29 protein-coding genes and 2 pseudogenes are annotated in these 26060 nt (G+C 51.0%); 5 read left to right on the top strand and 26 right to left on the bottom strand.

Translation table 11 applies throughout. The features are described 5' to 3' along the window. Positions 1–2: 2 nt before the first annotated feature. Positions 3–1586 (bottom strand): MFS transporter, encoded by a 1584-nt coding sequence (locus ABLU86_RS03675; protein WP_042893375.1) that lies wholly within the window; start codon positions 1584–1586, stop codon positions 3–5. Positions 1587–1943: 357 nt separating this feature from the next. Between ABLU86_RS03675 and uspC the strand changes: the two genes are divergently transcribed. After that, positions 1944–2366, top strand: a complete 423-nt coding sequence (gene uspC / locus ABLU86_RS03670; protein WP_032708626.1) for a universal stress protein UspC — start codon at positions 1944–1946, stop codon at positions 2364–2366. Positions 2367–2394: 28 nt separating this feature from the next. Here the strand turns inward: uspC and otsA are convergent, their stop codons facing one another. From otsA to ABLU86_RS03645, 5 genes are all read right to left on the bottom strand, one after another. Beyond that, positions 2395–3810 carry an alpha,alpha-trehalose-phosphate synthase gene (otsA, locus tag ABLU86_RS03665; RefSeq protein ID WP_348795936.1) on the bottom strand — a complete coding sequence of 472 codons (1416 nt, stop codon included), beginning with the start codon at positions 3808–3810 and terminating at the stop codon, positions 2395–2397. Continuing rightward, on the bottom strand, positions 3785–4588 hold the full coding sequence (otsB, locus tag ABLU86_RS03660) for a trehalose-phosphatase (protein ID WP_015365971.1): 804 nt from the start codon (positions 4586–4588) through the stop codon (positions 3785–3787). The genes otsA and otsB overlap by 26 nt, the downstream gene beginning before the upstream one ends. Positions 4589–4750: 162 nt before the next feature. After that, entirely contained in the window at positions 4751–5731 is a 981-nt protein-coding gene (gene araH, locus ABLU86_RS03655) for an L-arabinose ABC transporter permease AraH (RefSeq protein ID WP_348795935.1), read from the bottom strand. Positions 5732–5745: 14 nt separating this feature from the next. Next, a complete protein-coding gene (araG, locus tag ABLU86_RS03650) occupies positions 5746–7260 on the bottom strand; it encodes an L-arabinose ABC transporter ATP-binding protein AraG (protein ID WP_045365634.1) in 1515 nt (504 codons plus the stop codon). A 61-nt stretch (positions 7261–7321) separates the two neighbouring features. After that, on the bottom strand, positions 7322–8302 hold the full coding sequence (locus ABLU86_RS03645) for an arabinose ABC transporter substrate-binding protein (RefSeq protein WP_015705967.1): 981 nt from the start codon (positions 8300–8302) through the stop codon (positions 7322–7324). Positions 8303–9080: 778 nt separating this feature from the next. Between ABLU86_RS03645 and ABLU86_RS03640 the strand changes: the two genes are divergently transcribed. Beyond that, a complete protein-coding gene (locus ABLU86_RS03640; protein WP_032711938.1) occupies positions 9081–9584 on the top strand; it encodes a non-heme ferritin-like protein in 504 nt (167 codons plus the stop codon). A gap of 57 nt (positions 9585–9641) precedes the next feature. Here the strand turns inward: ABLU86_RS03640 and ABLU86_RS03635 are convergent, their stop codons facing one another. Further along, positions 9642–9893, bottom strand: a complete 252-nt coding sequence (locus ABLU86_RS03635; RefSeq protein ID WP_015365964.1) for a DUF2766 family protein — start codon at positions 9891–9893, stop codon at positions 9642–9644. A gap of 127 nt (positions 9894–10020) precedes the next feature. Here ABLU86_RS03635 and ABLU86_RS03630 point away from each other — a divergent pair, with 127 nt between their 5' ends. Next, entirely contained in the window at positions 10021–11445 is a 1425-nt protein-coding gene (locus ABLU86_RS03630; protein ID WP_026612266.1) for an MFS transporter, read from the top strand. A gap of 44 nt (positions 11446–11489) precedes the next feature. Here the strand turns inward: ABLU86_RS03630 and ABLU86_RS03625 are convergent, their stop codons facing one another. Beyond that, on the bottom strand, positions 11490–12128 hold the full coding sequence (locus ABLU86_RS03625) for an RpiB/LacA/LacB family sugar-phosphate isomerase (protein WP_015705970.1): 639 nt from the start codon (positions 12126–12128) through the stop codon (positions 11490–11492). A gap of 384 nt (positions 12129–12512) precedes the next feature. Here ABLU86_RS03625 and ftnA point away from each other — a divergent pair, with 384 nt between their 5' ends. Then, the gene (gene ftnA / locus ABLU86_RS03620; RefSeq protein ID WP_015365960.1) at positions 12513–13010 is read left to right on the top strand and encodes a non-heme ferritin; all 498 of its coding nucleotides are present in this window, start codon (positions 12513–12515) and stop codon (positions 13008–13010) included. A 35-nt stretch (positions 13011–13045) separates the two neighbouring features. Here ftnA and ABLU86_RS03615 read toward each other — a convergent pair whose 3' ends face one another. After that, positions 13046–13285: a YecH family metal-binding protein gene (locus ABLU86_RS03615; protein ID WP_015365959.1), complete on the bottom strand. Its 240-nt coding sequence runs from the start codon at positions 13283–13285 to the stop codon at positions 13046–13048. A 192-nt stretch (positions 13286–13477) separates the two neighbouring features. On the opposite strand from ABLU86_RS03615, the gene tyrP reads away from it, so the two are divergent. Next, the gene (gene tyrP, locus ABLU86_RS03610; RefSeq protein ID WP_045365631.1) at positions 13478–14689 is read left to right on the top strand and encodes a tyrosine transporter TyrP; all 1212 of its coding nucleotides are present in this window, start codon (positions 13478–13480) and stop codon (positions 14687–14689) included. Between the two features lie 28 nt (positions 14690–14717). Here the strand turns inward: tyrP and ABLU86_RS03605 are convergent, their stop codons facing one another. From ABLU86_RS03605 to ABLU86_RS03525, 17 genes and pseudogenes are all read right to left on the bottom strand, one after another. Continuing rightward, entirely contained in the window at positions 14718–15386 is a 669-nt protein-coding gene (locus tag ABLU86_RS03605) for a YecA family protein (RefSeq protein ID WP_015705973.1), read from the bottom strand. 120 nt (positions 15387–15506) lie between these two features. Next, positions 15507–16073 carry a DUF805 domain-containing protein gene (locus ABLU86_RS03600; RefSeq protein WP_015705974.1) on the bottom strand — a complete coding sequence of 189 codons (567 nt, stop codon included), beginning with the start codon at positions 16071–16073 and terminating at the stop codon, positions 15507–15509. A 149-nt stretch (positions 16074–16222) separates the two neighbouring features. Then, positions 16223–17107, bottom strand: a complete 885-nt coding sequence (locus ABLU86_RS03595; protein WP_045365628.1) for a dihydrodipicolinate synthase family protein — start codon at positions 17105–17107, stop codon at positions 16223–16225. 531 nt (positions 17108–17638) lie between these two features. Beyond that, the gene (locus ABLU86_RS03590) at positions 17639–17998 is read right to left on the bottom strand and encodes a hypothetical protein (RefSeq protein ID WP_064168633.1); all 360 of its coding nucleotides are present in this window, start codon (positions 17996–17998) and stop codon (positions 17639–17641) included. Continuing rightward, a pseudogene (locus ABLU86_RS03585) lies at positions 17995–18363 on the bottom strand (glycoside hydrolase family protein); the annotation flags it as partial. The pseudogene ABLU86_RS03585 and the gene ABLU86_RS03590, both read right to left, overlap by 4 nt. Further along, positions 18359–18883: pseudogene (locus tag ABLU86_RS03580) on the bottom strand (portal protein); the annotation flags it as partial. The pseudogenes ABLU86_RS03580 and ABLU86_RS03585, both read right to left, overlap by 5 nt. Positions 18884–18886: 3 nt before the next feature. After that, positions 18887–19111: a hypothetical protein gene (locus ABLU86_RS03575; protein WP_023316185.1), complete on the bottom strand. Its 225-nt coding sequence runs from the start codon at positions 19109–19111 to the stop codon at positions 18887–18889. An 11-nt stretch (positions 19112–19122) separates the two neighbouring features. Continuing rightward, complete coding sequence (locus tag ABLU86_RS03570) at positions 19123–19566, bottom strand: hypothetical protein (protein ID WP_216502473.1); 444 nt, start codon at positions 19564–19566, stop codon at positions 19123–19125. Between the two features lie 27 nt (positions 19567–19593). Then, entirely contained in the window at positions 19594–19890 is a 297-nt protein-coding gene (locus ABLU86_RS03565) for a hypothetical protein (protein WP_015365933.1), read from the bottom strand. A 155-nt stretch (positions 19891–20045) separates the two neighbouring features. Beyond that, positions 20046–20348, bottom strand: coding sequence for a Ref family recombination enhancement nuclease (locus tag ABLU86_RS03560; RefSeq protein ID WP_032723121.1), 303 nt, complete (start codon positions 20346–20348; stop codon positions 20046–20048). 11 nt (positions 20349–20359) lie between these two features. Next, a complete protein-coding gene (locus ABLU86_RS03555) occupies positions 20360–20956 on the bottom strand; it encodes a DUF1367 family protein (RefSeq protein ID WP_348795934.1) in 597 nt (198 codons plus the stop codon). A 726-nt stretch (positions 20957–21682) separates the two neighbouring features. Further along, a complete protein-coding gene (locus ABLU86_RS03550; RefSeq protein WP_348795933.1) occupies positions 21683–22081 on the bottom strand; it encodes a hypothetical protein in 399 nt (132 codons plus the stop codon). Continuing rightward, complete coding sequence (locus tag ABLU86_RS03545; protein ID WP_348795932.1) at positions 22068–22550, bottom strand: hypothetical protein; 483 nt, start codon at positions 22548–22550, stop codon at positions 22068–22070. The genes ABLU86_RS03550 and ABLU86_RS03545 overlap by 14 nt, the downstream gene beginning before the upstream one ends. A gap of 202 nt (positions 22551–22752) precedes the next feature. Then, complete coding sequence (locus ABLU86_RS03540; RefSeq protein WP_348795931.1) at positions 22753–22980, bottom strand: hypothetical protein; 228 nt, start codon at positions 22978–22980, stop codon at positions 22753–22755. Positions 22981–22983: 3 nt separating this feature from the next. Beyond that, entirely contained in the window at positions 22984–23652 is a 669-nt protein-coding gene (locus tag ABLU86_RS03535; RefSeq protein ID WP_348795930.1) for a hypothetical protein, read from the bottom strand. Positions 23653–23690: 38 nt separating this feature from the next. Then, the gene (locus ABLU86_RS03530; RefSeq protein ID WP_348795929.1) at positions 23691–25079 is read right to left on the bottom strand and encodes a replicative DNA helicase; all 1389 of its coding nucleotides are present in this window, start codon (positions 25077–25079) and stop codon (positions 23691–23693) included. After that, complete coding sequence (locus ABLU86_RS03525) at positions 25076–26059, bottom strand: helix-turn-helix domain-containing protein (RefSeq protein ID WP_047053729.1); 984 nt, start codon at positions 26057–26059, stop codon at positions 25076–25078. The genes ABLU86_RS03530 and ABLU86_RS03525 overlap by 4 nt, the downstream gene beginning before the upstream one ends. Position 26060: the final 1 nt, after the last annotated feature.

The following is a 26060-nucleotide window of genomic DNA, read 5'->3' as shown; positions in this document are numbered from 1 at the left end:
TCTTAACCTCTGGTATATGTCGAATTCAAAGTGCCGCCCTGATTCAGCGCCGGGGCGGCAGGTTTATTGCGATTCAGGTAGCCAATGTTGTTATTACCCCACAGGCAGTCGTAAGGCATCCCCGCCAGCAGCTCAACCACCGCGCGGTTTTCGGCAGTCGTCTGCTCGGGCTGTGCGTAACCGATATCACGCATCACCATCGTCTCGGCGCGGAGCACGCTGTGCGTATGCAGATTGAGTTTAAAGCGCAGGGAGACCAGGAAGCCGCAGGCCAGCACCACCAAAGTACCGACGCTTAGGATCAACAGAATGGTATGACTGACGCCTGCCGGCTGAATTTTTTGCCCGGAGACAAAGCCCGATAGTTGCATGATAATGCCAACCAGCATCACCGCCCCCGCCTGCGACGCTTTGCGGGTCAGCGTCATAATACCGGCGAAAATGCCCTCCCGACGCTGGCCGGTAATGACTTCGTCGACATCGGCAATATAGGTGTAAGTATTCCACGGCACGTAGTTAATGCCGCCGCGTCCCAGACCCGCGATAGCGGAAATGAGCAGTAATAATGAATAGACGTCGCTTAGCCCCGCGTAATAGAGCACCGCATAAGAGAGAGAGCTCAAACCAAACAGCACCACTACCATGCGATATGAAGGCGCCGGGCCAAAGCGAATGCATAGCGGGATCATGGCGATAACCGCGATGAACTGGAAGATAGCCATCGTGCCGAGTAAGTTAGAGGCGACAGAAGCGTCCTGCATCAGCACAAAGACCACGTAATAGGTAAACACGGCGTTGAACACGTCCTGAGCGATATAACCGCCCAGATACATACCAAGATGCTGACGGAAGATTTTAATTCGCAGCGTAGAGCTGAGCTCAATAAACAGGCGATTAAGACTCTGCGCGAGCGTTAAGTTGCGCTTTTCTTCTTCCGCGCGTAACGCTGCTTCAGACCACGCTTCCCGCGGACGTTCCCAGGTGAAAAACCAGACGAAGGTCAGCATTAGCGCGCACAGGACCGAAAAGACCAGGCTCGCGTAAAAAAATGAGCTGGCGTTATCTTTACCCAGTTGGGTGAGCAGGATCCCCGGTAAAAACGAGGCTAATATCGCCGACATTTGCGCCATGGAAATGCGCGCGCCGGAAAATTTGGTCTTCTGTTTGAAATCATCGGTCATCTCCGGCACCAGCGTCTCGTAGGGCACCAGAATCATGGTATAGACAATATCAAACAGCAGATAAGTTGCGAGGTAGTACCAGAACCCCATATCGCCTACCCACATCATTGAGTAGCTAAAAACGCAGGGAATACCGAGCAAAATAAAAAATTTGCGTCTGCCGAACCGCTTACCCAGCCAGGTAGAGCCAAAGTTATCGGTTAAGAAGCCCATCAGCGGGCTGACGACCGCGTCGAGCACGCGCGCGGTGGCGAAAATGAGCGTCGCCTCAATGGGCGATAGCCCGCAGAAGGTGGTGTAAAAATAGAGTAGCCATGCTGCGGTCAGCGCGGTGGTTCCCGCGCCGAGAAAATCGCCGGAACCATAGGCGAGATAATTAGCCAAACCGATTTTTCGTGTTTTCATCGCCGTAAATCCTGTCTCTTTTTATTAGATAACTTCGGCCTTACCACGGGCTATACCGAAGTTTTGCGGATACATGGCTACAGTAAGATCATGGAAACCGGCTTACCTTTGCGTTTTTGCCAGTACCAATCATTCAGTGGCAAAAAAACAAAGGGGCGGGCAACATGCGTCACCGATTTATAAAACAGCGTTTCTTTTAAAGCAAAAGAGAGAATCATTTTTGCGAGTCGGCTGCCAGAATCTGATACCACACGGTCGGAGAAAGGCGTTTTTAACCGCGCGAATAACCCTTGTGGAAAAATGGAATTAGGAGTAAAGAAGGAAGAAAGGTCCCGTTGCGTATCTCAAGGAGGCTAGATGCCCTACTCTCATCTGTTAGTCGCCGTCGCCCCAACGCCGGAAAGCCGCATGTTGGTCAATAAAGCGGTGTCTATCGCACGTCCGTCCAATGCGCAGGTCAGCCTGATTACGCTGGCGACAGATCCGGAAATGTATAATCAGTTCGCCGCGCCGATGATGGAAAATTTGCGAGAGATAATGCAGGAGGAGACCCGTAGTTTTCTTAATGAACTCGCCGCCCAGGCGGACTACCCTATCAGCAAAATGACCATCACCAGCGGCGAACTTTGCCACCACGTGAAGGATTTTTGCCTTCAGCATCACGTCGACCTGGTCATCTGCGGCAACCATAACCAGAGCCTGTTTTCCCGCGCTACCTGTTCAGCGAAGAATATCGTCGGCAGCAGCGGAGTCGATGTGCTGTTGGTATCCCTGGAATAAGCTGATGCCGAAGCATCAGCCGTTTTGACTACGCGGAGGGAGTAACTACGGTTGGCTGCTGGCAGCTATCTTCAGGCGACTTTACCCGCTTTAGATCGGCAACGAACTGTGCCTGCCAGTTATCAATATCATTACTCTCGATCGCCTTGAGCATTTTGCCATGGCGAATAATTCGCTCGGCAAGCGGCATCGTTAGCGCGCGATCCAGCGCCGCCGCCACTTCATCGCGATCGTAGGGGTTGACGATGAGCGCGGAAGTCAGTTCATTAGCCGCGCCAGCGAACTGCGATAGCACCAACACCCCAGGGTTTTCAGGGTCCTGCGCGGCGACAAACTCCTTGGCCACGAGGTTCATGCCGTCGCGTAGCGGTGTGACCAGGCCCACGTCGGAATAACGAAATACCTTCATGAGCAGTTTGCGATCGAAGTGCTGATTCAGATAATACAGCGGCGTCCACCCCAATTGACCATAGTGGCCGTTGATGCGTCCCGCGGCGGTTTCCAGTTGGTGGCGGATATCCTGATAAGCCTGTACATCACCCCGCGAAGTGGGAGCTATCTGGGTATAGCGAATTTTCCCACGATGCTGGGGGTAGTTTTCCAGCAGCGCTTCGTAAGCCTGAAAACGCTCCGGCAGCCCCTTGGAGTAATCCAGGCGCTCAACGGAAAAAATATTCTTCACCCCTTTCAGTTCAGCTTTCAACTGAGCCAGCTTCGGCGGCAGCGGCCCGCTGGCGCTGCGCGCGACTTCCTGAGGTTCGATGCTTATTGGATAGACCGCAGTACGGAACGTCTTACCCCAGGCACGGTATTGCTGGTGACCCACTTCGCACAAGGTAGTTTGTTGGGCGACGCAATCAACAAACGCCTGCCGGTCGTTTTCGGTTTGAAAGCCCAAAAGGTCATAATCACACAGCTGCTCAAGTAGTTCGGCATGCGGGGGCAACGCATTGAATATTTCAGGCGTTGGAAACGGAATATGTAAGAAGAAACCAATGCGGTTCTTCACACCGTTTTTGCGTAATTCGCTGGCAAATGGCAACAGATGATAATCATGAACCCATACCATATCGTCATCGGCTAGCAGCGGCAGCAGCTTTTGCGCCACGGCGGCATTAACCCGCAGATACCCCACCCACGCCGGACGCTGAAAATTGACTAAGTCGAGACGATAGTGAAATGCGGGCCATAGCACCGCATTGGAAAACTGATTGTAGTAGAGCTCGTGATCTTCTTCGCTAAGGTTGAATGAGGCCCACGAAATATCCCCTTTACTCACCTTCTTCAACGGCTGGCTATCATCACCGATTTCCCCACTCCAACCAAACCACGTGCCGCCGCTCGCTTTCAGCGCACCTAAAATACCCACCGCCAGGCCGCCTGCGCTGGCCTTTTTATCATTTGGCGTTGCAATACGGTTAGATACTACGACTAAACGACTCATGGTCATCCCTCCCGTTAGTGAATACATCCAGGCTTTGCATATTGCCGACAACATGGCGTAACCACTGATGTACGGCGGCAACATTCGCTAGCCGCCAGCGCGCCTGTGTGTCGCCTTGTCCAACTTTAATCGATACTCCGCCTAATTGATTAACCATAGTAAAACCCGCCTCATCAGTCAGGTCATCGCCGATAAATACCGGCTTTCGTCCCGCAAAAGGCGCTTCCCGCATAAACGCGGCGATTGCTTCACCTTTGTTAATGCCACGTGGTTTGATCTCAACGACACACTTCCCTTGCTGAATGGCCAGAATCGGATAACGCTGCACGATATCCTGCGCCAGCGCCAGGATGGCGCTCTGGTGTTGTGGTGCCTGACGGTAATGCAGCGCAAAAGCGATGCCTTTATCCTCCAGTTCGCTGCCAGGCAGCGCCTGTAGCGCCGAAGTTAATGCTTCGCCGACCTCACGGCTCAATGCCGGCGGCAGTGATACATCGTGCCTTTTTCCATTGATATCGCGGCGTTCAGCCCCGTGGACGCCGGCAAGCGGCAGTCGCCAGTGACGGGTTAGTTCATCAAGCTCTGTTAGTGAGCGCCCTGAAATCAATGCCACAGCATCATGTTGTCGCTGTGCCAGTAATCGCAACATCTGAAGGACGTCTTCGGGGATAACAACCTGATCGGGATGAGGTTTGATATCGGCAAGCGTGCCGTCAAGATCCAGAAAAAATGCGTGGTTTCCGGTTAGCTCAGGCGGTACAGATATCTGGTCAGCCACCCTGTGTTCCTCCTTATCATGGCCAGCATTACGCTGGTTGTTAACTAATTGTTAGCCATGTAAGTATAGACAGTGTGACCAGCCTCGCCATTTTTGATAGTCACCGCCAGCGCAGCGGGCGCCGGCGGCACATTATGATGTAGACTTAAAAGTTGCGCGCAATTAAACCGCACGTTTCGCTTTTTGCTTGTATCGGTCGAAGATAACCGCTGCCAGCAATATCACCCCGCGGACTACATATTGTGAGAATGGCGAAATATTCAGCAGGTTCATCGCATTCTCCACGGTACCCAGGATTAGGATCCCGGCCACCACATAAGAGATCTTACCGATCCCGCCTTTTAGCGATACGCCGCCCAGGACACATGCCGAGATCACAATCAGTTCATAACCAATTGAGGTCATAGGCTGGCCACTGGTCATGCGCGAAGCCAGGATAATCCCCGCCGCCGCCGATACCAGACCTGAAAGAACAAAGATGATGATCTTGGTACGAACAACCGGCACCCCTGCAAGTCGCGCCGCCTCCTCATTGCCCCCTATGGCCAGCGTGTTGCGGCCAAAGGTGGTTTTATTCAGCAGCAGTCCAAAGACGATCAGGCAGGCAACCGTCAGCCAGATTGGCTCCGGCAGCCCCAACCAGTTGGCATAACCCAGAGTGAAGAAACGTTCATCCTCAATGCCAACCGCTTTACCATCGGAAATAATATAGGCCAGCCCACGGACGATTTGCATGGTAGCCAGAGTTGTGATCAGCGCGTTGATCTTCAAACGCGCAATAACAAAACCATTTACCAACCCGCTGACAGCACCCAGCAAAAGCCCGGCGGCAATGCCAATCCATAAGCTTTCGGTAAGGTTAATCACTACCGCCGTCGTCACACCAGCGCAGGCAATGACCGAAGCGACTGACAAATCAAAATCCCCGGAGGCCAGGCAGAACAACATGCCGCAGGCCACCATTCCCGACATGGAAATCGCCAGCCCCAGCCCTTTCATATTGACGAAAGAGGCAAAGTTGGGAACAAAGATCACACAGCCGATGAACAACACTGCGAAGACCACCAGCATACCAAACTGATCCCAGATTCGACCGAAGCTGAAGGAGGATCGTGCGGCGCTCGGCGTAGTTACAGATGACATCATTCACTCCTTACTCAGGCTACGGCCTGGCTGACTTTAGGCATCGCAAGGCTCAGCGCCTGCTGTTCATTCGCATCTTCATGCAGCAATTCACCGGCCACTTCACCTTCGCGCATCACCACGATGCGGTCGGCGACGCCGAGCACCTCTGGCAGGTCGCTGGAGGCAAAAACAACCGCCACGCCAGAAGATGCCAGCGCATAGATAACGTTGTAGATTTCATGCTTTGCGCCGACATCAATGCCGCGGGTCGGTTCATCAAGCAGAATCACCTTCATCTCTTCCGACAACCAGCGGCCCAGAATGGCTTTTTGCTGATTACCACCGGAGAGATTCATAATTAACTGCTCAGCTCCCGGGGTTTTGATATTGAGCGATTTGATATGTTGTTCGGCATTACTCGCTTCCCAGGCATTGTTAATCAGGCAGCCGGCATGAATATGCTTACGCCGCGCGCTGATATTGATGTTGTCACGCACCGAATGTACCGGAATGATGCCCTCGGCTTTACGATCCTCCGGACACAGCATCATGCCCGCCTGAATCGCCTGCGCCGGTTTGCGAATACTTATCGCCTGACCATCAATATAGACCTGACCGCTGGTAATTCTGCTGCCGCCAAACAGCCCCTTCATTAGTTCGCTGCGCCCGGCGCCGACCAGACCAAACAGGCCGACAATTTCACCGCTGCGTACCGATAAACTGATTGGCATTCTGACACCTGGCGCTTTAACCTGATCCAGTCGCAGCCGCTCGCTGCCATATTCACGCGCTTTCCAGCCATAGATATCGCCAAGATTACGCCCCACCATCGCCTGCACGAGGGCATCGTGATCCACCAGCCGCATGTCGTCAAAGGTCCGCACGTAGCGGCCATCTTTAAACACGGTAATGGCATCGCTGAGGGCGAAAATTTCCTCCATACGGTGCGAGACGTAAATAATCACTCGCCCTTCTTCACGCAGCTCGCGAATCACGCGAAAAAGGTTGTCGATTTCGCGCGCAGAGAGTGAGCTGGTTGGTTCATCAAACGCAATAATCTTCGCGTTACGCGCCAGCGCCTTGGCGATCTCCACCATCTGCCACTGGCCGATCGACAAATACTTCAGCGGCGTTTCCGGGTCGATATCCAGTCCCAGATGTTCCAGCTGCAGCCGCGCTTCATAATTCAATAAAGACCGATTCACAATGCCGCCTTTATGCGGCAACTGACCAAGATAGATATTCTCGGCAACGGTCATTTCCGGGATCAGATGAAGTTCCTGATAAATAATCGCTACGCCAGCATTTAGCGCAGCGGTAGTATTCGTAAATGCCATTTGCTGACCATCAATTTGCAGATGCCCGTCAGTTGGAATGTAGTTACCGCTGAGAATTTTTAAGAGGGTGGACTTCCCGGCGCCGTTTTCACCCATCAACGCGTGGATCTGCCCGCGATAGCAGTCAAAGCTGATGTCAGACAGTGCTTTAACGCCCGGGAACGTCATGGTGATACCGCGAAATGAGAGATAAGGGATAGATTGTTGCATAACGACTCCGCTCTTCTACGCATAACCTCCCGCCAGAGCGGGAGGCAGAATGAACCCGGCCTTACAGCCCTTTCTTCGCCAACTCTTGTTTAAAGTTGTCGCGGGTAATCAGCACCACGTCAGTCACGGCGGTAAATTTCGGCGGCTCGGTGCCTTTGGTCACCCAGTTGTAGAGCATCTCACTGGTTTTATAGCCATGGATATCCGGGCTTGGCAGCAGAGATCCATAGAACCCCGTCGGCTGGGCTTTCGAAAGCTCGTTCACCGCGTCGACACCGTTAATACCGATGCCGATAACATCCGGCGCTTTAAAGCCCTGGCCTTCAGTTGCCCTTACGCCGCCCAGCACGGTGTTATCGTTCATACCCACGATTAACCAATGCTTAACCTGCGGATGCTGCACCAACATGGAGTTACCGGCATCGAACGCTCCTGGAATGTCGTTAGATTTGGTCGGTACACGATAGATCTGTTTTTCCGGGAAACCCGCTGCTTTCAGTGCGTCAATCGAGCCGGTGGTGCGGCGGCGGGCAGTATCCAGTTCATCGGCGGTAATCGCCATCACGCCGGTATCTTTCACATCCCAGCCGCGTTTTTGCATCTCTTTATATAATTCCTGCCCCTGACGAGCGCCGATTTCGCTGGCGGCCATCATGACCAGCGGCACGCTCTCCATCGGCTTACCTTTGGCATTCACAAACTGATCGTCAACGGTGATAACTTTCATGTCATAGCCGCGAGCCTTCGCAACAATCGCCGACCCCAGTTTTGGGTCCGGCGTGCAGATGACAAATCCCTTCGCGCCGCTGGCGGCGAGACTGTCGATCGCATTAAGCGTCTTTTCACCATCTGGCACCGCGATTTTAATCACCTCAAAGCCCAAATCCTTACCGGCTTTATCAGCAAATTTCCACTCGGTCTGGAACCAGGGCTCCTCCGGTTGCTTCACCAGGAAACCGAGCTTGAGGTTTTCAGCCATAGCTGATTGTGACATAACCGCCGCGAGGCCAATGGCCGCCAGCGCTTTAGTAAATTTGTGCATGGTAAACTCCAGCTTTAATTCGCTTTTCTGTAGGGGAAAATCGGACTTAAATTTTTTATCGGTCTTAAAACAAGGCATTAGAAAAATCGCAATCAATATTGCCGTTGTTAAAATAGTTTTAACTGGAAATTATTTATCCATACGAGAGCGTCATCACACCGCAGAATTACAGTAGTTGCGTACATAAATTCAGCAAAAAATGACATAAAAAAAACGCTAATTGTCAGACAATTAGCGTTATGCGTGGCACAATAATCCATATCACCAGCAGACTTATCCTTGTAGGTTCGCTAACGCCATCCCGGGCTACTCTGTCCTGCGATTTGCCGCCAGCATATATGTTATTCTTCCACTTCCAACAAAAGATGATCTATCACAAGTTCATTATCCTCTCGCTATTTTCGAATAATGAATAAGCTATGATCGATATATGAATTTACCGTTAAATCAACTTTATTAATACAAATTTACCAGCCCTACGAATCCTTAAATATAACCATTTAAATTCAATGTATTACGATTTAAATCCACAAAAAAGACAATTAAAACAAGCAGTAAAACTGATGTTGTAACAAATCGTAAATAACGCATGTTGAGAGTTTTCTTATTCGGCACATAAGGGTATTCTTGATGTATTGGCAGATATAAATAAATAGTCACGTGCAAATGGATTGCACCGTGTTTATTTCCTGCCTATTGCGTTGCGCTTGCAAAACTCGCCTGTGCGAGGCGATGGTAGCGCGTCATACTTCCCTTGCGGATAAATAAGGATATTGTTATGGCAGTTCCAGGAATGGTTCAGAAATTAAATACCCAGATTAATCTTGAGTTTCACGCATCAAATGTTTATCTACATTTAGGTGAATGGTGCGCGCAGCAGCGTCTCAACGGCACAGCAACCTTCTTGCGCACCCGTGCGCAATCCAGCGTGACGTTAATGATGCAGGTTTTTGACTATATGAAAAAGGCCGGCGCCTGGCCAATTGTCAAAGCCGACGAAAGCTATCCCCCGCAATGCACAACGCTTGAAGAAGTGTTTGCCAAAACTCTCGAAGAGTATCAGCAACGTAGCAGCATGCTGTCCGGCCTGGCGCAGGAAGCAAAAGCGCAGCGCGATGACACGACGTGGCGTTTTTTGACCCTGCTGGAGAAAGAGCAGCAGCAAGATGGGCTGTTACTGCAAACCGTCCTTGAAGAAATACGCACTGCTGATAAAGCCGGGCTCGGTATGGAGCAGACAGACCGTCGACTACTTAATCTCATCTCGCCACAACAGCACTAGCTGAATTTGGCCGTTCCAGACTGGAACGGCCAGACAATCAACTTCTCAGAGTTAGAGCTAGTGCGCTTCACCCTGCGGGGTAAATTTCAGTTCAATCAGTGCAATTGCTTTTTGTACTGCGCGCAGCGTCACCGGATCCGCCGAAGCAGGGTTACTCGCAAAATCAATCGCTTTTAACTGCGTCGCCATTTTTTCGCGCACTTCGACCGGGGCGATAACGTCAATCACATCAAGGATCTGTTTGATGACCAGCTGGCATGCGACGACATCGGAAACCAACTCATCTTGTTCAGTGAAAGGTTGAGACATTTTTTACTCCTATTTTCAGGAGCGTAATAGTAACCTAAATCGCACCAGATAAAAAAACATGTGCGGGAGCGGCGAAAAGAAAACGTACCGCAAAGATACTTATTCATTTTGCTATGGCAACGACACAATGGGTACAACAACAATTACGCCAAAAACAGGCGCTTTTTCCGCCCCGGCATTATTGGTGGCTGGCGCTTTCTTTATGGAATTTCTCGATGGCACGGTCATCGCTACCGCCCTGCCTGATATGGCGAAGGATTTTGGCGTAGCGGCGGTCGCGCTCAATATTGGCATCAGCGCCTACCTGATCACCCTCGCGGTACTGATCCCCGCCAGCGGCTGGATCGCCGACCGCTTCGGCGCGCGGAAAGTGTTTACTCTGGCCCTCGCCATTTTTACCCTCGCCTCCGTATTCTGCGGTTTATCGCGCAACATCGAAAGCTTTGTGACAATGCGCATTCTACAGGGCGTTGGCGGCGCGCTGATGGTCCCCGTCGGGCGCCTGGCGGTATTGCGCACCACTCCCAAAGATCAGCTCATCAAGGCAATAGCCACGCTGACCTGGCCGGCATTGGTCGCACCGATAATCGGCCCGCCGCTCGGGGGTTTCATTACCAGTTACGCCAGCTGGCACTGGATCTTTTTTATTAACGTGCCGCTCGGGCTACTGGCGATGGCGCTCTCGCTACGCATCATTCCCAATATCCGTGAAGAAGAACGCCGCCCCTTCGATCTACCCGGTTTTCTGACGACGTCACTGGCGATGATAAGCCTGGTGGCAGCGATGGAACGACTCGGCGACCGACAGCCACAGAGCTGGCAAACGCTGGCGCTCATGGCGACAGGTATCGGCTGTATGTTTTTCGCTCTACGCCATTTCCGCCGCGCCGCCTGGCCAATGGTACGGTTGGACGCTTTGCAGGTTCCTACATTCCGGGTAACCATGTACGGCGGTTCACTGTTTCGCGCGTCGATAAGCGCCGTCCCATTCCTGCTTCCATTGCTATTCCAGGTGGGTTTCGGCATGGATCCTTTTCATTCTGGACTGCTGGTGCTGGCCGTTTTTGTCGGCAATCTCACTATCAAGCCTGCAACCACGCCGCTCATCCGCTGGTTGGGGTTTCGCCGCTTATTGCTGATTAACGGTGCGCTGAATGTCGCCTCGCTACTTGCCTGCGCGCTGTTAACGCCGCAAACGCCGGTATGGCTGATAATGTTGATCCTCTATCTTGGCGGGGTGTTCCGTTCCATCCAATTTACCGGCGTCAGTACGCTCGCTTTTGCCGACGTTCCTTCCGCGCAGATGAGTTATGCCAATACGCTGTTCAGCACCGCTTCACAGCTGGCGGTTGGGCTCGGTATCACTCTCGGCGCCATCGGCATCCGCATCGGTGAACAGTTGAGCGAGTGGTTGAATCTGACGACTCTACCGGGAATTAGCTTCCGCTTGGCGTTTGTCTTTATTGCGCTGATTTGTTTGGTAGGGATGATTGATACGCTACATCTTACGCGAGATGCCGGCAGCACGGTATCCAGTAAAACACGACCATAACAAACAGGCCCGCGTAGTGATGCAGGCCTGTTTGAAAAGCCCTATTAGCCTATAATCTGGCGTACGAAAGCTTCGATTTCTTTATCCTGGCAGTTTTCGAAGAAGCATTGCTGGAACCGCGGCCCGGAAACGGCGGTTTTTACCAGTTCCGGATCGATAGCTCGTAAGGTATCAAGATAATTTTCTTTCACCACCGCCGCTTTCACTTTATTCAGGATCCCGGCATTGCGGACCTGCGGCTCTTTACGTTCCGGCGGATACCCCTCCCCATTACGGCCGGTGAACGCCTTCTCAAAAATAAAGCGCACGTTCAATTCCGCCCCCCAGCCAAAGCCTTTAGCAAAAGGCAGAGACAACGCGTTACCGTTGTTGATTTGGGCAAACAGGAAGGCATCCGCAGGGTCAATACAATAACCACAGACCACTCCCGGATGGATATTCAATGACATCAGCGCCCCCTGGCCAGTGCCGCAACCGGTCACCACGAAATCGACCGCTTTAGAATTCAGCAGGATGCTGGCCATGATTCCCAGATGGATATAGGTGAGATGATGATCGTGCTCATCGCTCATTCCTACGTTGTAAACCGGGAAGCCTTTTTCATCGGCAACGGCGTTTAACTCGTTGAGGATGATGGCATTTTTGCTGGCCTGGCTGTTTTCCATCATCAGTGCGATTTTCATGCTTCACTCTCCTGAATGCTCTGCGGGCACGGCCCGATAGTTCGTTAGCGTTAACAGGACTCTACTACTTCATAAATGCGTTTTCAAACTTTATGAAAAGCTGTTTTACAAAAATCTTAGCGCGTCACATTTTGAGCCTCCCTCAGCCCAGTTTTCCCCTTTCAGGTTCAGAACATTAAATATTCGTCGTTTCGCTTCACGCGATAATTTACGAAATAAATATCAAATTAAAACCATTCTCATTTATTATTATATTGCCAATGCGTTTTATTCCCATTTGCATTTTTAATAATTAATTTTTTAATTTACTTTTTGCAAATAAATTACTAACAAATTATAGTGACGGCACATTATGATTTAATCTTTATTTCCGGAGTGGACGCCATGCTGAAAGCAGAAATGATCGAAAAACTTAATGAGCAAATGAATCTTGAGCTTTATTCTTCTTTGCTTTATCAGCAGATGAGCGCATGGTGCAGCTACCATAGCTTTGAAGGTGCAGCCGCCTTTCTCCGCCGCCACGCGCAGGAAGAAATGACGCACATGCAGCGCCTGTTCGACTATTTGACCGATACCGGCAGCCTGCCGCGTATTAATGCCATTAGCTCGCCGTTTGCCGAATATGCTTCACTTGATGAACTGTTCCGCCAGACCTATGAACATGAACAGTTAATTACGCAAAAAATTAATGAACTGGCGCATGCCGCGATGACTAATCAGGATTACCCGACCTTTAATTTCCTGCAATGGTACGTAGCAGAACAGCATGAAGAAGAGAAATTATTCAAATCTGTTATTGATAAACTGACCCTTGCCGGTAAAAGCGGTGAAGGCCTGTACTTTATCGATAAAGAACTGGCAACCCTCGACACGCAAAACTAATTCCCACAGCGGCGGCCGCCCTGGCCGCCGCGCGCTCAATGACGGCAAATTTTACTCTCGCTGGTATTGAAACCCTCTTCCACCGCAATGAATTTACCTTTCTGCTGCAAAAACGTCACCAGCTGCGCCGCGTCCAGATCCTGCGCCGAACAGGTGTGAAAGCGAGCATCTTCGCCAAATTGCCTCTTAATGGCCGCTTCGAGACTGGCAACGCTGTACGACTCGCCCGATGCGATCATCATCTGTAATACTTCATGACCGTGAATAGATGACATAACTCCTCCTGTAAAGCAGGCAGCATATATCAGCATGCGCCTGGCGGCTTTGCGCCAACGCAGTCTTTTCTGCCCTCCAGAGACGTAAAGATATAATTACACCACTTGTAACCATCATTTGACGAAATCACTCATTTCACATACTCTGCGCGACATAATTATTCGTTCCTTCCTTCATAGATAGAGAAAAGCGTGAAGAACCGCACTCTGGGTAGTATTTTAATCGTTGCCGGCACCACCATTGGCGCCGGTATGTTGGCGATGCCGCTCGCTTCGGCGGGAGTCGGTTTTGGCGTCACCCTGGTATTACTGATCTCGCTGTGGGCGCTGATGTGCTATACCGCCCTGCTGCTGCTGGAAGTCTATCAGCATGTCCCTGCGGATATGGGGTTAGGCTCACTGGCGGCGCGCTATCTCGGCCGCTACGGCCAATGGATTACCGGTTTCTGTATGCTATTTCTGATGTATGCGCTTACGGCGGCCTATATCAGCGGTGCTGGGGAGCTGCTTGCCTCCAGCCTTAATCAGTGGCTGAACTGGAACCTACCGCCTTCTGCCGGCGTATTGCTCTTTACCGGCATTGGCGGCGCAGTGGTGTGCATAGGGACTTCTCTGGTCGATCTGTTTAATCGCTTTTTATTTAGCGCCAAAATTATCTTCCTTGCGGTAATGCTGGTGCTGCTGCTGCCGCATATTCACCAGATAAATCTCCTGACTCTGCCGTTACAGCAAGGCCTGGCGCTGTCCGCTATTCCGGTGATTTTCACCTCGTTTGGTTTTCACGGTAGTATTCCCAGCATCGTTAGCTATCTGAATGGCGATATTCGTAAGCTGCGCCGCGTCTTTATCATCGGTAGCTTTATTCCGCTGGTCGCCTATATTTTCTGGCAACTCGCCACGCTTGGCAGCATCGACTCTCCGGCCTTTACCGCCGTGCTGGCGCAGAATTCCGGCCTGAACGGCCTGCTGGCAGCAATCCGCGACGTTGTCGCCTCGCCGCATGTAGAGGTGGCGGTACATCTGTTCGCCGACTTCGCTCTGGCGACGTCTTTCCTCGGCGTCGCATTGGGTTTGTTTGATTACCTGGCAGATTTGTTCCAACGTAAAAATACCCCTGCCGGACGTATACAGAGCGGCGTCATCACTTTCCTGCCGCCGCTGGCCTTCGCCCTGTTTTATCCGCAAGGTTTTGTGATGGCGCTGGGCTACGCCGGCGTGGCGCTCGCCGTACTGGCGCTAATGCTGCCATCATTGCTGGTGATGAAGAGCCGTAAACTGCACACACAGGCGACATGGCGTGTACCGGGCGGCTCAATTACACTGTGGCTGGTATTGGGCTGTGGTGTAGCAATAGTGGCCATTCAATTCTGCATTGTGGCAGGATTATTACCCGCTGTGGGGTAAACAAAAGGGGCCTGGTTGGCCCCTTTTGTTATTTAGCTAAACAACACTGCTTATACTTTTTGCCGCTACCGCAGGGGCAAGGATCATTACGCCCCACCTTGGTCTCATTTCTTACCGGTTGCTGCACGGCCGTCGGCTGAGCGTTCTCCATCCAGTAATTATATAAAGCCAGCGCGGCGGGCTTTATGCTATCAACGCTTTCGACAAATTCATCCGCGGTCAGCGTATCGAGCGCTTCGAAACGTTCTTCCGTTCCGTGTAACGCAATGGCATCAAGCTGTGGCTGCAGTTCCGCAGGTAACGTCGACCAGTCGCAGAGGGCAACGCCACGCATATAGCCGAAGCACCACTCTTCAACAATGGTCAGTTCCTGGCCTTCAAACTCGCGGGTGCCAAACAGCGGATCAAACTGCTCCGGATAGTCAGCCAGGCGTTCGGCGATGTCGCTCATATGCTGCAGCGTCAGGTTAACGAAACGGTCGCGCTCGCGATCGTTAGCCCAGCGCGGTACATTATCCGCCCCGCCCCAGATAGCAAGCAGCCACTGCGCTGGTTCGATTTCGCTCGGCCCGGATAAGATAGCCGTTAACAGACCATCAAGTTCGGAGACATCAAGGATGGCGCCCTCGGTGGCATATTTCGACAGGATCTCATCCAGCCACTCAAGTTCACTTTCGTTCAGGGGTCCGGTTTTCATTACAGGCTCATGATGGTAGAAAAATGGCGCTTACAGTAGCGAAAATGGGAGGAGAAAACCACCCGCTCTCGCTCACACAGGTGAATTTATTAACGCCGGGCAAGCCCGGCGGCGGATCGGTTACATATCTTTAATGATATTAGCACGCATCACTTCGTATTCACTTGCGCTAATAACGCCGTCATCAAGCATTTTCTTAGCCTGTGCCAGGCGCTCTCTGACATCATCCGCGGCAGAACTCTTGCCCATCGTATTACCGCCGCTGTTGTCATCGTTCTGTTCATCACCAAAGCGGTTGCTGCCAACGGTACCACGGGTAAAAATCATCCAAATCGACATTACCAACGCGGCCAGGCCGCCCAGCGCGATCACCCATACCCATACTGCGGCTCTACCCTCTTCGACGGTAGCGGCAATACCAATCAGACCGATCAGCATAATGCCGTAGGGCGCCAGCAACCACCAGCCGGATTTGTTGAGATCGTGCAAACGACGCACCGCAACCGCGATCCCCGGAATGATAATAATTAACCCGAAGATACCGCCAACGACGGGGATCAATCCCAGGATCGCGGACAATATAAAGTTAGCAATGGTAAAAACCACATATTCCTGGCGCGCGGATCGGCCGCGGAAAGTGGCATATTTTCGAAAACAGTTCCCGTAGCTTTCAAGCAACGTGGCCATAAGATCCCTCATATATAGTTATCATTGCCATAAAGGCATCACATCCCCAAAGAATATCAATACAGCGTTAACATTAACGCCAGTGATATATTACCTTAAATGGCTTGCGGATTTCCTGATAAACATAGGTAAGGGAAAGGCGGTAAACTTCAGCGTAGATCCAGCTTATCCATGACCGATTTGACATCGTTAATGGCCTCCGCGGAGAGCGGGGCCAACGGTCGCGGTAAACACTCTACTTCGGCTAGTTCAAGAATAGAGGCGGCAGCGGCAATCACTTTGAGACTACCGTGCTGTCTGAACAATGCCCATAATGGCTCCAGCCGTTCGCTTAGTGCCGATGCCTGCTGCCGCTCGCCGCTCAACGCTGCTGCGGTAATATTTTGGGCAATTTGCGGGAACAGACCGGCGCAAACGGAATACCACAGATTACAGCCGCCGTTTAACCCTGCTGCGGCAAAAGCGTCGCCGCTGACGCCAATACTCACTCGCTGCGGCAATCGCTGACGAAGCGTCGCCACTCTGACGCCAGCCTGGTCGGCCGGCAAACCGGGGATCTTGATTGATGCGATATTGGATAACGAAGCAATACGCTCAACAAGCGCATCAGAAAAGGCTCTGTGGGTGGTGCGCGGGTTATCATAGATACAAATAGGTACCGACACATGGCGGTTAACCGTCTGGAACAGTGTAAACACCTCATCATCCGTCAGAGGCTGATAGTTCAGCACTGGTAGCAGCACAGCATTCGCCCCCGCCTGCTGAGCATCCTCAGCAAGACGTAGAATCATATCCGTCGCCATCGCGCCTATCCCAACCATCATCGGGACCCCTTGCGCATGCTGTTTTGCCGCCAGGACCACCATTTTGCGCTGCTCGCGGCTCAAATAGGCGTAGCTGCCGGTTGAGCCCAGAATGCCCAGCGAATCAACTCGCGCCGAGACCAGACGTTCGATGATTTTTATTAGCGCGCGACTATCTACTTCATTGTTGCGCATCGGCGTCAGCGGAAAAGCACACAATCCGGTAAACATATTTCCCCTACTCCTGTTGCCTGGTTCGAAAATCCCGTTAAGCGTAGCAAGCACCGCAGGTTTTGTCATAGGACAAATAACGTTTATAGCACTCAGAGTCTATCTCTGCAGGTGGAGTATATTAGGAATGATGTCAGGAAATGACGCTTCGGAAATGAAAAAACCACCCGGAGGTGGTTTCACGACACTGCTTATTGCTTTGATTATTCTACTTTATCCCAATGGTACCCGGAGTGGGACTTGAACCCACACAGCGCGAACGCCGAGGGATTTTAAATTGGTTGTGAAATATATGATTATCAATCACATACAATTTTATTCCGAACATAGAATACTATTTGAGCACTTAACAATCAGGTAGTTGCGCCACTCAAAGCCACCATCTTCTGACAGAAAAACAGTCGCATAAGCAAAAATTATTCAGTCGCGCGGTACCAGGACTGCCAACGGTAAATGTTGGTGCGAAGCTCCTGCCCGCACTCTGCTGTCTGAATATCATTCTGCAAATCGGCGTCACTATCGGAACCTGCGTTACTTAGTTTGCATGGCGGGTTCATCAAATCCGGGGATATTGTTGGCCGCGTCGATTGCTCGCTGGCGCAGCTGCACAGCAGCAGGATCAAACTGGCACTTAGTATGATTCGGGTCGTTGACATATTTCACCACATCACGATAAACAGTACGGTAAATCACTTTGGCTTCAGCGTTCGCTGTCGCCGCCTTCTGTTCGCCAGTCGCTACCGCTTTTTCCTGCTTCTTTTCCCGCGTCTTTGCCTGGCTATTAACGTGCTCTGAATGTGCGTACCAGCCTTTCAGATATCCCGCGTAGAAAACACCGGCGACCAGCGCCAGCGATACCCCCGCTATAAGTAACTTCGCTTTACCATTCATTCGTAAAGCCCCCAGCACGTCAGCGCACTTTCCTGATCGCGGCGGTCAACCTGCCCGTAACAGCCGTTGGCCTGTCCTTTCGTTAACCGGCAATCGCGACCGCCATCGAATACCCAGCGCCGTATCTCAGCGCAAGCACCTTTGCGGTCGCCGGCATTCAGCTTGCGATAAAACGTTGAAGGGAAACACTTACCCGGCCCAATGTTGTACGGGCAAAAGCTGGCAATGCCGACTTTCTGCGGCTCAGTTAGCGGAACGTGAACATTCTTTTGTACCCACGCCAGCGCTTTATCACGCTCAATAGCGTTGTAATGGTCGCACTGACGCTGCGTTAACTTCATCCCTTTAACTACTGGCCGGCCATCGGCGATAAATCGTGTCCACGATGCCATCGCGGCGGGTGGAAGTGACAAAGCACTGCGCCAGCGGCCATTGCTGGAACGAGAATCCGCCCTCTTCGCGGTCTTCGTCGATGTACAGCGCAAACCAGCCAGCGCATACCACATCGAGATTCGCCTCGTAGCCTTCGGCGTCGAAGTTGGCGGCGTGGATGTTTTCCCATACCAGCGTTGCGCAGGTGGACAACCATGCGGCGGCATCATCCGGCAATGATTCGCTGTCGAGATTCAGCCACTGCGCGTTTGCCGGGGTCATGCCGGACATGAGAGCTGACGCCAGCATGCGGGCGCTGTCGGTGGCCGTGCCGTCAAGCAGCCGTGCCACCTTCGATTTTGCGCTCTGTGCGTCCAGCACCTCATCGGATAGCCCCGCGCCGCGCAGCGGATAGGTGTAGTCATAGCATTCCCGCCAGACGCTTTCGTGCACCTGTCGGTTGGCTTTCAGCGTATCGGCACGCTTAACCAGCTTTACGGCGAGTTCATCCATCGATTATGCCCCTAAGGTGTTTTTTGCTGCCTGAGCGCCGGAGGAAAGCAGGGATGAACCTGTATCCGTTGCGCCTTCGGCACCGCTTGCCAGCAGCGAGGAACCTTTCTTGCGCTTCTTACGCGCTGCGGCGTCGGCGTTCGCGGCCTTCGCTGCTGCATCGGCTGCTGCATCTGCCTCAGCCTGCGGATCCTGCTGTACGACTTTTGGTCCACCACCCCCACACATAACAAGTCTCCTTAGCCCGGCACATGCCAGCCGTGTTCGGTTAATACAGGTGCGCCACGTACCGGCTGCGGCTTGCCCTCTTCGTTCGTCACCATTGCGCCCGCGCCGCCGGTGCTTACATCAGTGGCTTTGCGTACGAGGGTAAGAAATTCGAGGTTGTCGGTAAGGCGCTGGCCATTGATGGAAATAAAATCCAGTTCATCAAAACGAGCGATGATCGTTGCACCCTGAGAATTGAGAGCGGCAAGGATCGCGTTACGTTCGGCAAGAGCGGTACCATCAAGCAGCTGCGCTACACGCTGTTGAATTTCTGGCGCTGAGGCTTTTTTCTCCACAGCGACCGGAAGCGGCGCAGTTTCTGAATTCAGCAATTGCGATTCCGCCACAAGCGTATTTTCATCCGACACAGTTTTTTCCTGCCCCGGCGTCTCAACGATTTTTTTCGGTCGAGCCATTTTTTTCACTCCTGAATTAGTGAGTCGTCATTGTGTGTTGCCCTTCTGGTCAGTTTCCCGACCAAAAACAGGGCGGCGGAACGTCCACCACTGCCGATAAAGCACCGTGGGGAGTTTTTTACGGTCTGAGCTGGTAGCCAGACACCAGAGAGCAATTAGCGCCTCACCGTGACCGTGGCGAGGTTCTGATCCGGATTTCCAACCGAGAACGGCAGATTTCGAAACGCCAAGTTCATCGGCGATTTGCTGAGTGGTGAGGTTTTTTCTGGTCAGGTCGGTAATCACGCGGAACCAGTCTGTTCGGAAGGTGGCAACCAGCGGCATAAATCAGCCCCCTAAACGCGCGCGTGCGCGAGCATAGAGAGGGGCAAAATCGCCACCCACCAGAATGGAAAAAGGAGCCAGACAGAATTTCATGCTTTCCCGTCGCGTTGGCCAACCACACTTTCTAGATTTATCTGCTGCTCTTAAGGATGGAATTAAATTCTGCATAAACGTAATTCCCCCACCTCAGCGGTTACCTGATTGAGTAATTCAGATTCGGTACCGTAGTTTTCTTCCCATGTTTTTTGCCCTGCGTGGATAGCTACGCCATGTCCTCCGGTTCTATGGTGTGGCGGGCAAAGCGGGAGTGTTTTTTTATGGTCGGCGCGCTGGGCGATGCCCTGCCCTTTGCGGATATGGTGAACTTCTGCAGGTGTGGCGCCATAGCCAAGATTTCTGCATACGACGCAACCCAGTGATGCAACGTCTTCCAGCCAGCGCTTATCGTCTTTGGTCATGGCGATATTTCTCAGGCGGCATAGCTGAATAATTGCGAGGCTGCGTTTTCTGCTGCCTGCTGATTGGGGAATGTGCGGAATAAAATAAAATTCCAGAGGACGTCTAACACGGATTTATACAGCTGGGAAAATTCTACATCGTCCATTTTTGCGAACGATATGGATTTTGGTTCTTTGCGGGTAGTGCCATCAGGCATCTGGTATTCGGTATAAAAACCGGCTTCGATAGTCACCCAGGAACGGAACGCTTCAAAAGATTTTACCGCGCTGATATTCCCGGCGCGTTTTTCTGCTTCATCACGGAGATACTGATCCGCCAGTTCCTGCAAAGTGTCAGCATGCCCGGCATAGTGGGCCACCAGCTGCACATAGCCGTGTACCAGTTTTTTATCGGCTGGCGATATTGCTCCGCCGGACGGTTGCCAGTAATCAAAGCCCAGATTCAGGAGGGCAAAAAATTTACGGTGGAATGCCGGGTTTCTTGCCTGCTTAAAATCCGCATACAAAATACCGCCCATACGGACTTTTTTTTCTAAAAATTCGCGGGCGTCAGGCGTCGCCGGAATTAATACATTGCCAGGTGCTTTTACAAAAGAATACTGCGCCATTGGGTTCCCCTTTAGCGCAGCAATTGCTCAGAAATACAGTGTGTTGGGTGTTCAAGCCAACGTGTTAATTATAGCACAGTCCCGTCTGGTTTTATAATGGTGTAACCAGACAATTTAGCTAATTCAAACAACGCGTTAAGTGTTGCAACATGCTCGTCGGGCTTTACGTTGCGGAGCTTTCTTGCCTTACCACTTTTGCACCTTATCAGGACGTCACCATCATCGGGGAGAAGGACTCCTGCATCGTTCTTATCAACCACAACTCCTAAACCCCCCAATAACTATACTGTATAAATTCACAGTATATATACTCCCATCCGTTATTAATCGCAAACCTTTAAAGGCACAAAACGTTAAAATTTTTAGTTAACTGATTGTTTATCTATCTGTATTAAAAAGAAAACCGCCATTTCTGGCGGTCTCCACACGTCTGGTATGGTTGAACGTCACACAGTCAACTTCGTTCCTTGTCACCCATAAATAAACTCATATCCCCTCTGATGGATTAGTGATTTTAAGGTACTTTGCCAATTCATACAGCTAACCCGTGCGGCGCAATTCCTGCGATTTTGTACAGAATCCTAATTAAATAATCACATCAACATAAAATATCCTGCGCACAGTAAAAAAGATAACAATAAAAAATAACACATGAAGGGGAGTTCCCATCATGTGTTTAAATTTACAAGAATTAATAAATGTTAAAATATAATTAAAGGCGTTGCGTTATTTTTTTATTCTACTTATCTCTTCACTTAACGATTTAATTTTTCCTTCCAACTCAAAATCAGAACTAGTCATTTCAGAAACCATAGCTTTAGCTTCATCTGAAATATTAGCATTCTCAGCCTGCTTTAATAAAACAGTCGCATTATCCTTGAGATATTTTACTTTATATTTCTTATTAAAAAACATCATGAAATGATGACACAAACAAATTCGCAACTCATCAATCCAACGGGAAAAATATCCAGTTAATATAACTGTAATTATTAATAATTGATAATATACCTGTTCCGAAAGAACCCCTATTAATTGGGACTTATATTTAAAAGAGAAAACAAAAAAAACTAATGCACTTAAAATTAGTTGAATGATTATACGCGGAGCATCATTTACTTTCATCGCCCTGCCCCTCACTTAATCTAGAAGCCTCAGCTTTAATATCATAAAAACAGCTATAATTCTCCAGCATCATCCCAAGAATTACCACCTTCAAATTAGATATAAATAATTTCCTGGAAAAATCATCATCATATTTCAATGTATTCATTTTGTCTGAGAATATATTTCTACATATGAACGCCCCGCCCTCATCAGAGAAGTGCACATAAGTAGTTTTAGCTGGTGACAAAGATGTCATATTAACTAACTCAGCGAGTTTTTCACCAGCAACCTTACTGTCAATAGATTCTGGAGATTTAAAAGAGTTCATGACGACTATTTTATTTGACGAGACTCTATCACCCTCATATGTATTAACGATAGTATGAACGCCTTGATATTTAAAAGTAACACCTTTTTTATTAACATCAATATCAGAAACATCATCAAAAGTTGAAATTGCTTCTTCTAACTCATCTATTTTTATCATAACAAAACCTAGTATTAATAAGCCCTTAAACAATAGTATTTAAACTAATGCCACATGAAACAACTGCGTATATTTTTAACATATCGCCAGCCCAAAAGTCTATAGATACCAGAGATAGCAAAATGAACATGATTAAAGACGAATACAGTTCTGCTGTTTAGTTTTTGCACAACCTGTAAACACTTAAGTTTAACTTTAATTACTACTTCATTAGCCAAAAATTTAATCGTTCTCTAAAAAACTCACGGTAGCTTTCCGGCGTCGCTGCAATTTGCTCTACGATAGACTGCCGAGTGACTTTCTTCTCAAACAGCTGTCGTATGAGTGCCGAGGCGCGCATGTCGTAGTGCTCTTTGAGCTGGTACTCCTGCGGCCATTTGGCGCGATTGAGCGGTAGGCCGGGCGGCAGGTAATCTGATTGCCCGGCCATGCCTTACACCCTCTTGTTTTTCGCTGACTCGATGTAATAACGGGGATCCACGCTGTTAAGCGTGAAATGAACCACTGGCGTATCGTCATGGCGAGTGATGCCGACATAGTTCGAATTGAACATGCTGAACACACGATCCTGAATTTCTTTAATCGTTACCTGGCATTCTGGATAGTGTTTCTGTAGCTGGGCGAGAATGGTCTGATAAGAAAGAGTTTTACCTTTCATCACGGCAACCAGCTGCTGCGCGGTAACTTTCCCGGCGCCCGGTTGATCGTCGCTGGCAAGCAGTGGACGAACGCTGTCGAGTACCAGGCGATGACGGCCAGCACCGCCGACACGCTGACCGGTCTTTTTGTCGAAATGCTCATTAGCGCCGGCAGACCAGACGGTGACACCTTCGCTCAGGCGCACGGTTTTTTCGCCTTTGGAATAAATCACGGTACCGAGATGGGTTTTACGGCGACGGCCTGAAACTGCTGGCAGCGGCGCTTCGCGTTTAATTGGCTTTTGCGGAGTAATCCCCGGCACTGGTTCTGGTCGCGGTGCGGCAACAAATACAGAACGACTACGCGCGCGGGCGCCGGCGTTCATGCGCCATAAAATAACGGGTAACCAGTTGCAACCATCATCCGGATTAACTGGTTTTGGGTAATTTAAATTCGTGGTCATTGGTCTTTCCTCGGTTATATCGCGCTGGTCAGGCGCGGTTAAAATGCATCGGTGTTATATTTCTCTGCGTATTTACGCGGTTGTTTTCGTGGTTTTGCTGCCTCCAGTTGAATACGGGTTTTCTCTTTGCCGACATGCTGATCGACGTGAAGGAAATGGCCGTTTTTAAACTCCTGGTAGATAACCGCGCCGGCGGCACTGAATCGGCTTTTCCCCAGGATAATTTCGGCGATGCCTGCTGCAGGGCTTTCCGGGTTGTAGACTTCATCGCGGTACAGAAACATGATGCTGTCGGCATCCTGCTCAATAGAACCTGAGTCACGAAGGTCTGACATAACCGGGCGGCGCTGGCCTGCCTGGCGGGAGTCCACCGCGCGCGAAAGCTGACTGAGTGCAAACGTCGGCGTATGCAGGCGCATAGCCATAGTTTTAAGGTTTCGGGAAATGTGGGCGATCGCCAGGTCGTTACGCTCTGCCTTCGGCTTTTTAATCAGGCCGAGGTAATCGACTACGATCATCGCCAGATGCGGATAACGGCGCTTATGTGTCTCAGCAACGGCGCGGATTTGCTCAATCGTGAGATCGGTAGCGTCAACGATCCAGATATCGCGCCCGTTCATGGTCTCCATGGCCGCTGTAAAGCGCGCCCAGTCCTCGTCCTGCATATCTAGAGGATTACGCAGGCGTGACACCGACATGTTGCCAGAGCCTGCCAGAGAGCGTTCTACGATTTGCGCAGCGGCCATTTCCATACTGAATATCAGCGCCCCGCCGCCGGCAGCGGTAACACCATCGACAATCTTCAACGCGAATTCGGTTTTACCCATGCCCGGGCGGCCAGCGACAACAATCAGATCCTGCAGGTTAATGCCACCGGTGGCATCATCCAGTTCGTCGATGCCAGTCTTCAGGTTTCGGGTACCGGCTTCGCCGTCCATGCGTTTCTGTATCGTCTCCATGTAGGTTGGCAGCAAATCGCTGATGTGAACCGGCTGCACGTCGCCAGTATCGCCGGTCATGTCCAGCAGCTGCGCCACCGCACTTTCGACAACCTGATCGCGCTGCTCCTGGTTATTGGCCTGTCGGATGCCGTCGGCACCCTGCTGTAGTAGCTCTGCCATGCGGCGGCTGCGCCATGCCTTAACCATTTTCCCGGCGTACCCTTTCAGGTTCGGTACCGTGGCCGGCATGCGCGTAATTTCTGATAAATCTGCCAGGCTGCTACCGCCCAGCGCTTCGCTGATAAACAGCATGTCGATAAGGCCGTTCGCCAGCGCCTGTTTTTTAATTTCGGAGAACGCGCGACGGTGAAATCCGATGCTGAAAGATTCTTCAGGCGTTGAAGCAATCACGTCGAATGCGTCCGGGCTTGCGCCGCCGTTCAGCAGTCCGGCCAGCACACAAGCTTCCAGTTCCTGCGGAGTCATAGCGAACCTTCCCGGGTTTTACGTAACGTTTCAGGTTTCATCAGGTAGTCAAAGCTGGCGCGCCATCCTCCGCTGAGGCCGAAATAAAAATCTGACGCATCAGCACGGAATTTTTCGAAGTAGCCCAGGAATGCGCCTGTAGTTTTGTTTTTCATGTGGGCGGCCAGTCTGGTAATCATCCGGCGGCGATCGTCGTCCAGTTCTGCCGCTGGCAACGTATCAGAAAAAATTTCGTTGTAGCCGCTCATGACGGCTTCCGGGTCAATATCGGTTTCGGTCACCGCCCATGCTTCAGCGTCAGCGAGATAACCATCAAAGCGATTTACCCGGCAGATGTTCGCGGGCTTCGGCAGGCTTTCGCCGCGGCGGCGCCATGTAGCAAGCACCCAGCGGATCACCAGTTGGATTTCTGCCAGGGTATACCCGTCCCGGGTAGTGGTCGGCGTCAGCATCATCACAAACGGCTTAAGGTCACGGCAGCGGGTACCGGTTTTTTCGTTGTAAAACTCAAGCGCTTTTTGAGCATCAGAAAAAATACGCTCGCCGCTTTCCCCCGTTTGGGGGTTAGGGGGATCTTTAGGTTCTATGACTGGTTCAAAAGAGTGACTGGTTCTGGTGCCGCCACACGGCATAGGGGGTATGCTTTCTGGCGGCATACCTGTGCTTTCTGACGGCATAGGGGCTATGCTTTTTGGCGGCATAGGGTTATCAAGTTTCATACAGTACAGATTCGACGCGTTACCCTTCCCGTTTTTTACGCCAGGGCGGTTTTCTTTCACCAGGAGGCCCATAGAAATCAACGCATCGATGTGATCGCGCACTGCGCTTTTGCTGCACTCGCAGTGATCCGCAATATGTTTGTAAGACGGCCAGCATTCGCCGTAATCATTGGCATTATCGGCCAGTTTGATCAGCACCAGTTTTCTAATCGGATTACCGGTCTTGATAGCCATAGCTTTGGCCATAAGCGTCATACTCATA

This window comes from Klebsiella sp. JN_Kp121, from assembly GCF_040062145.1.
Taxonomy (GTDB): Bacteria; Pseudomonadota; Gammaproteobacteria; order Enterobacterales; family Enterobacteriaceae; genus Klebsiella; species Klebsiella aerogenes.
This window is presented reverse-complemented; position numbering and strand designations above follow the sequence as displayed.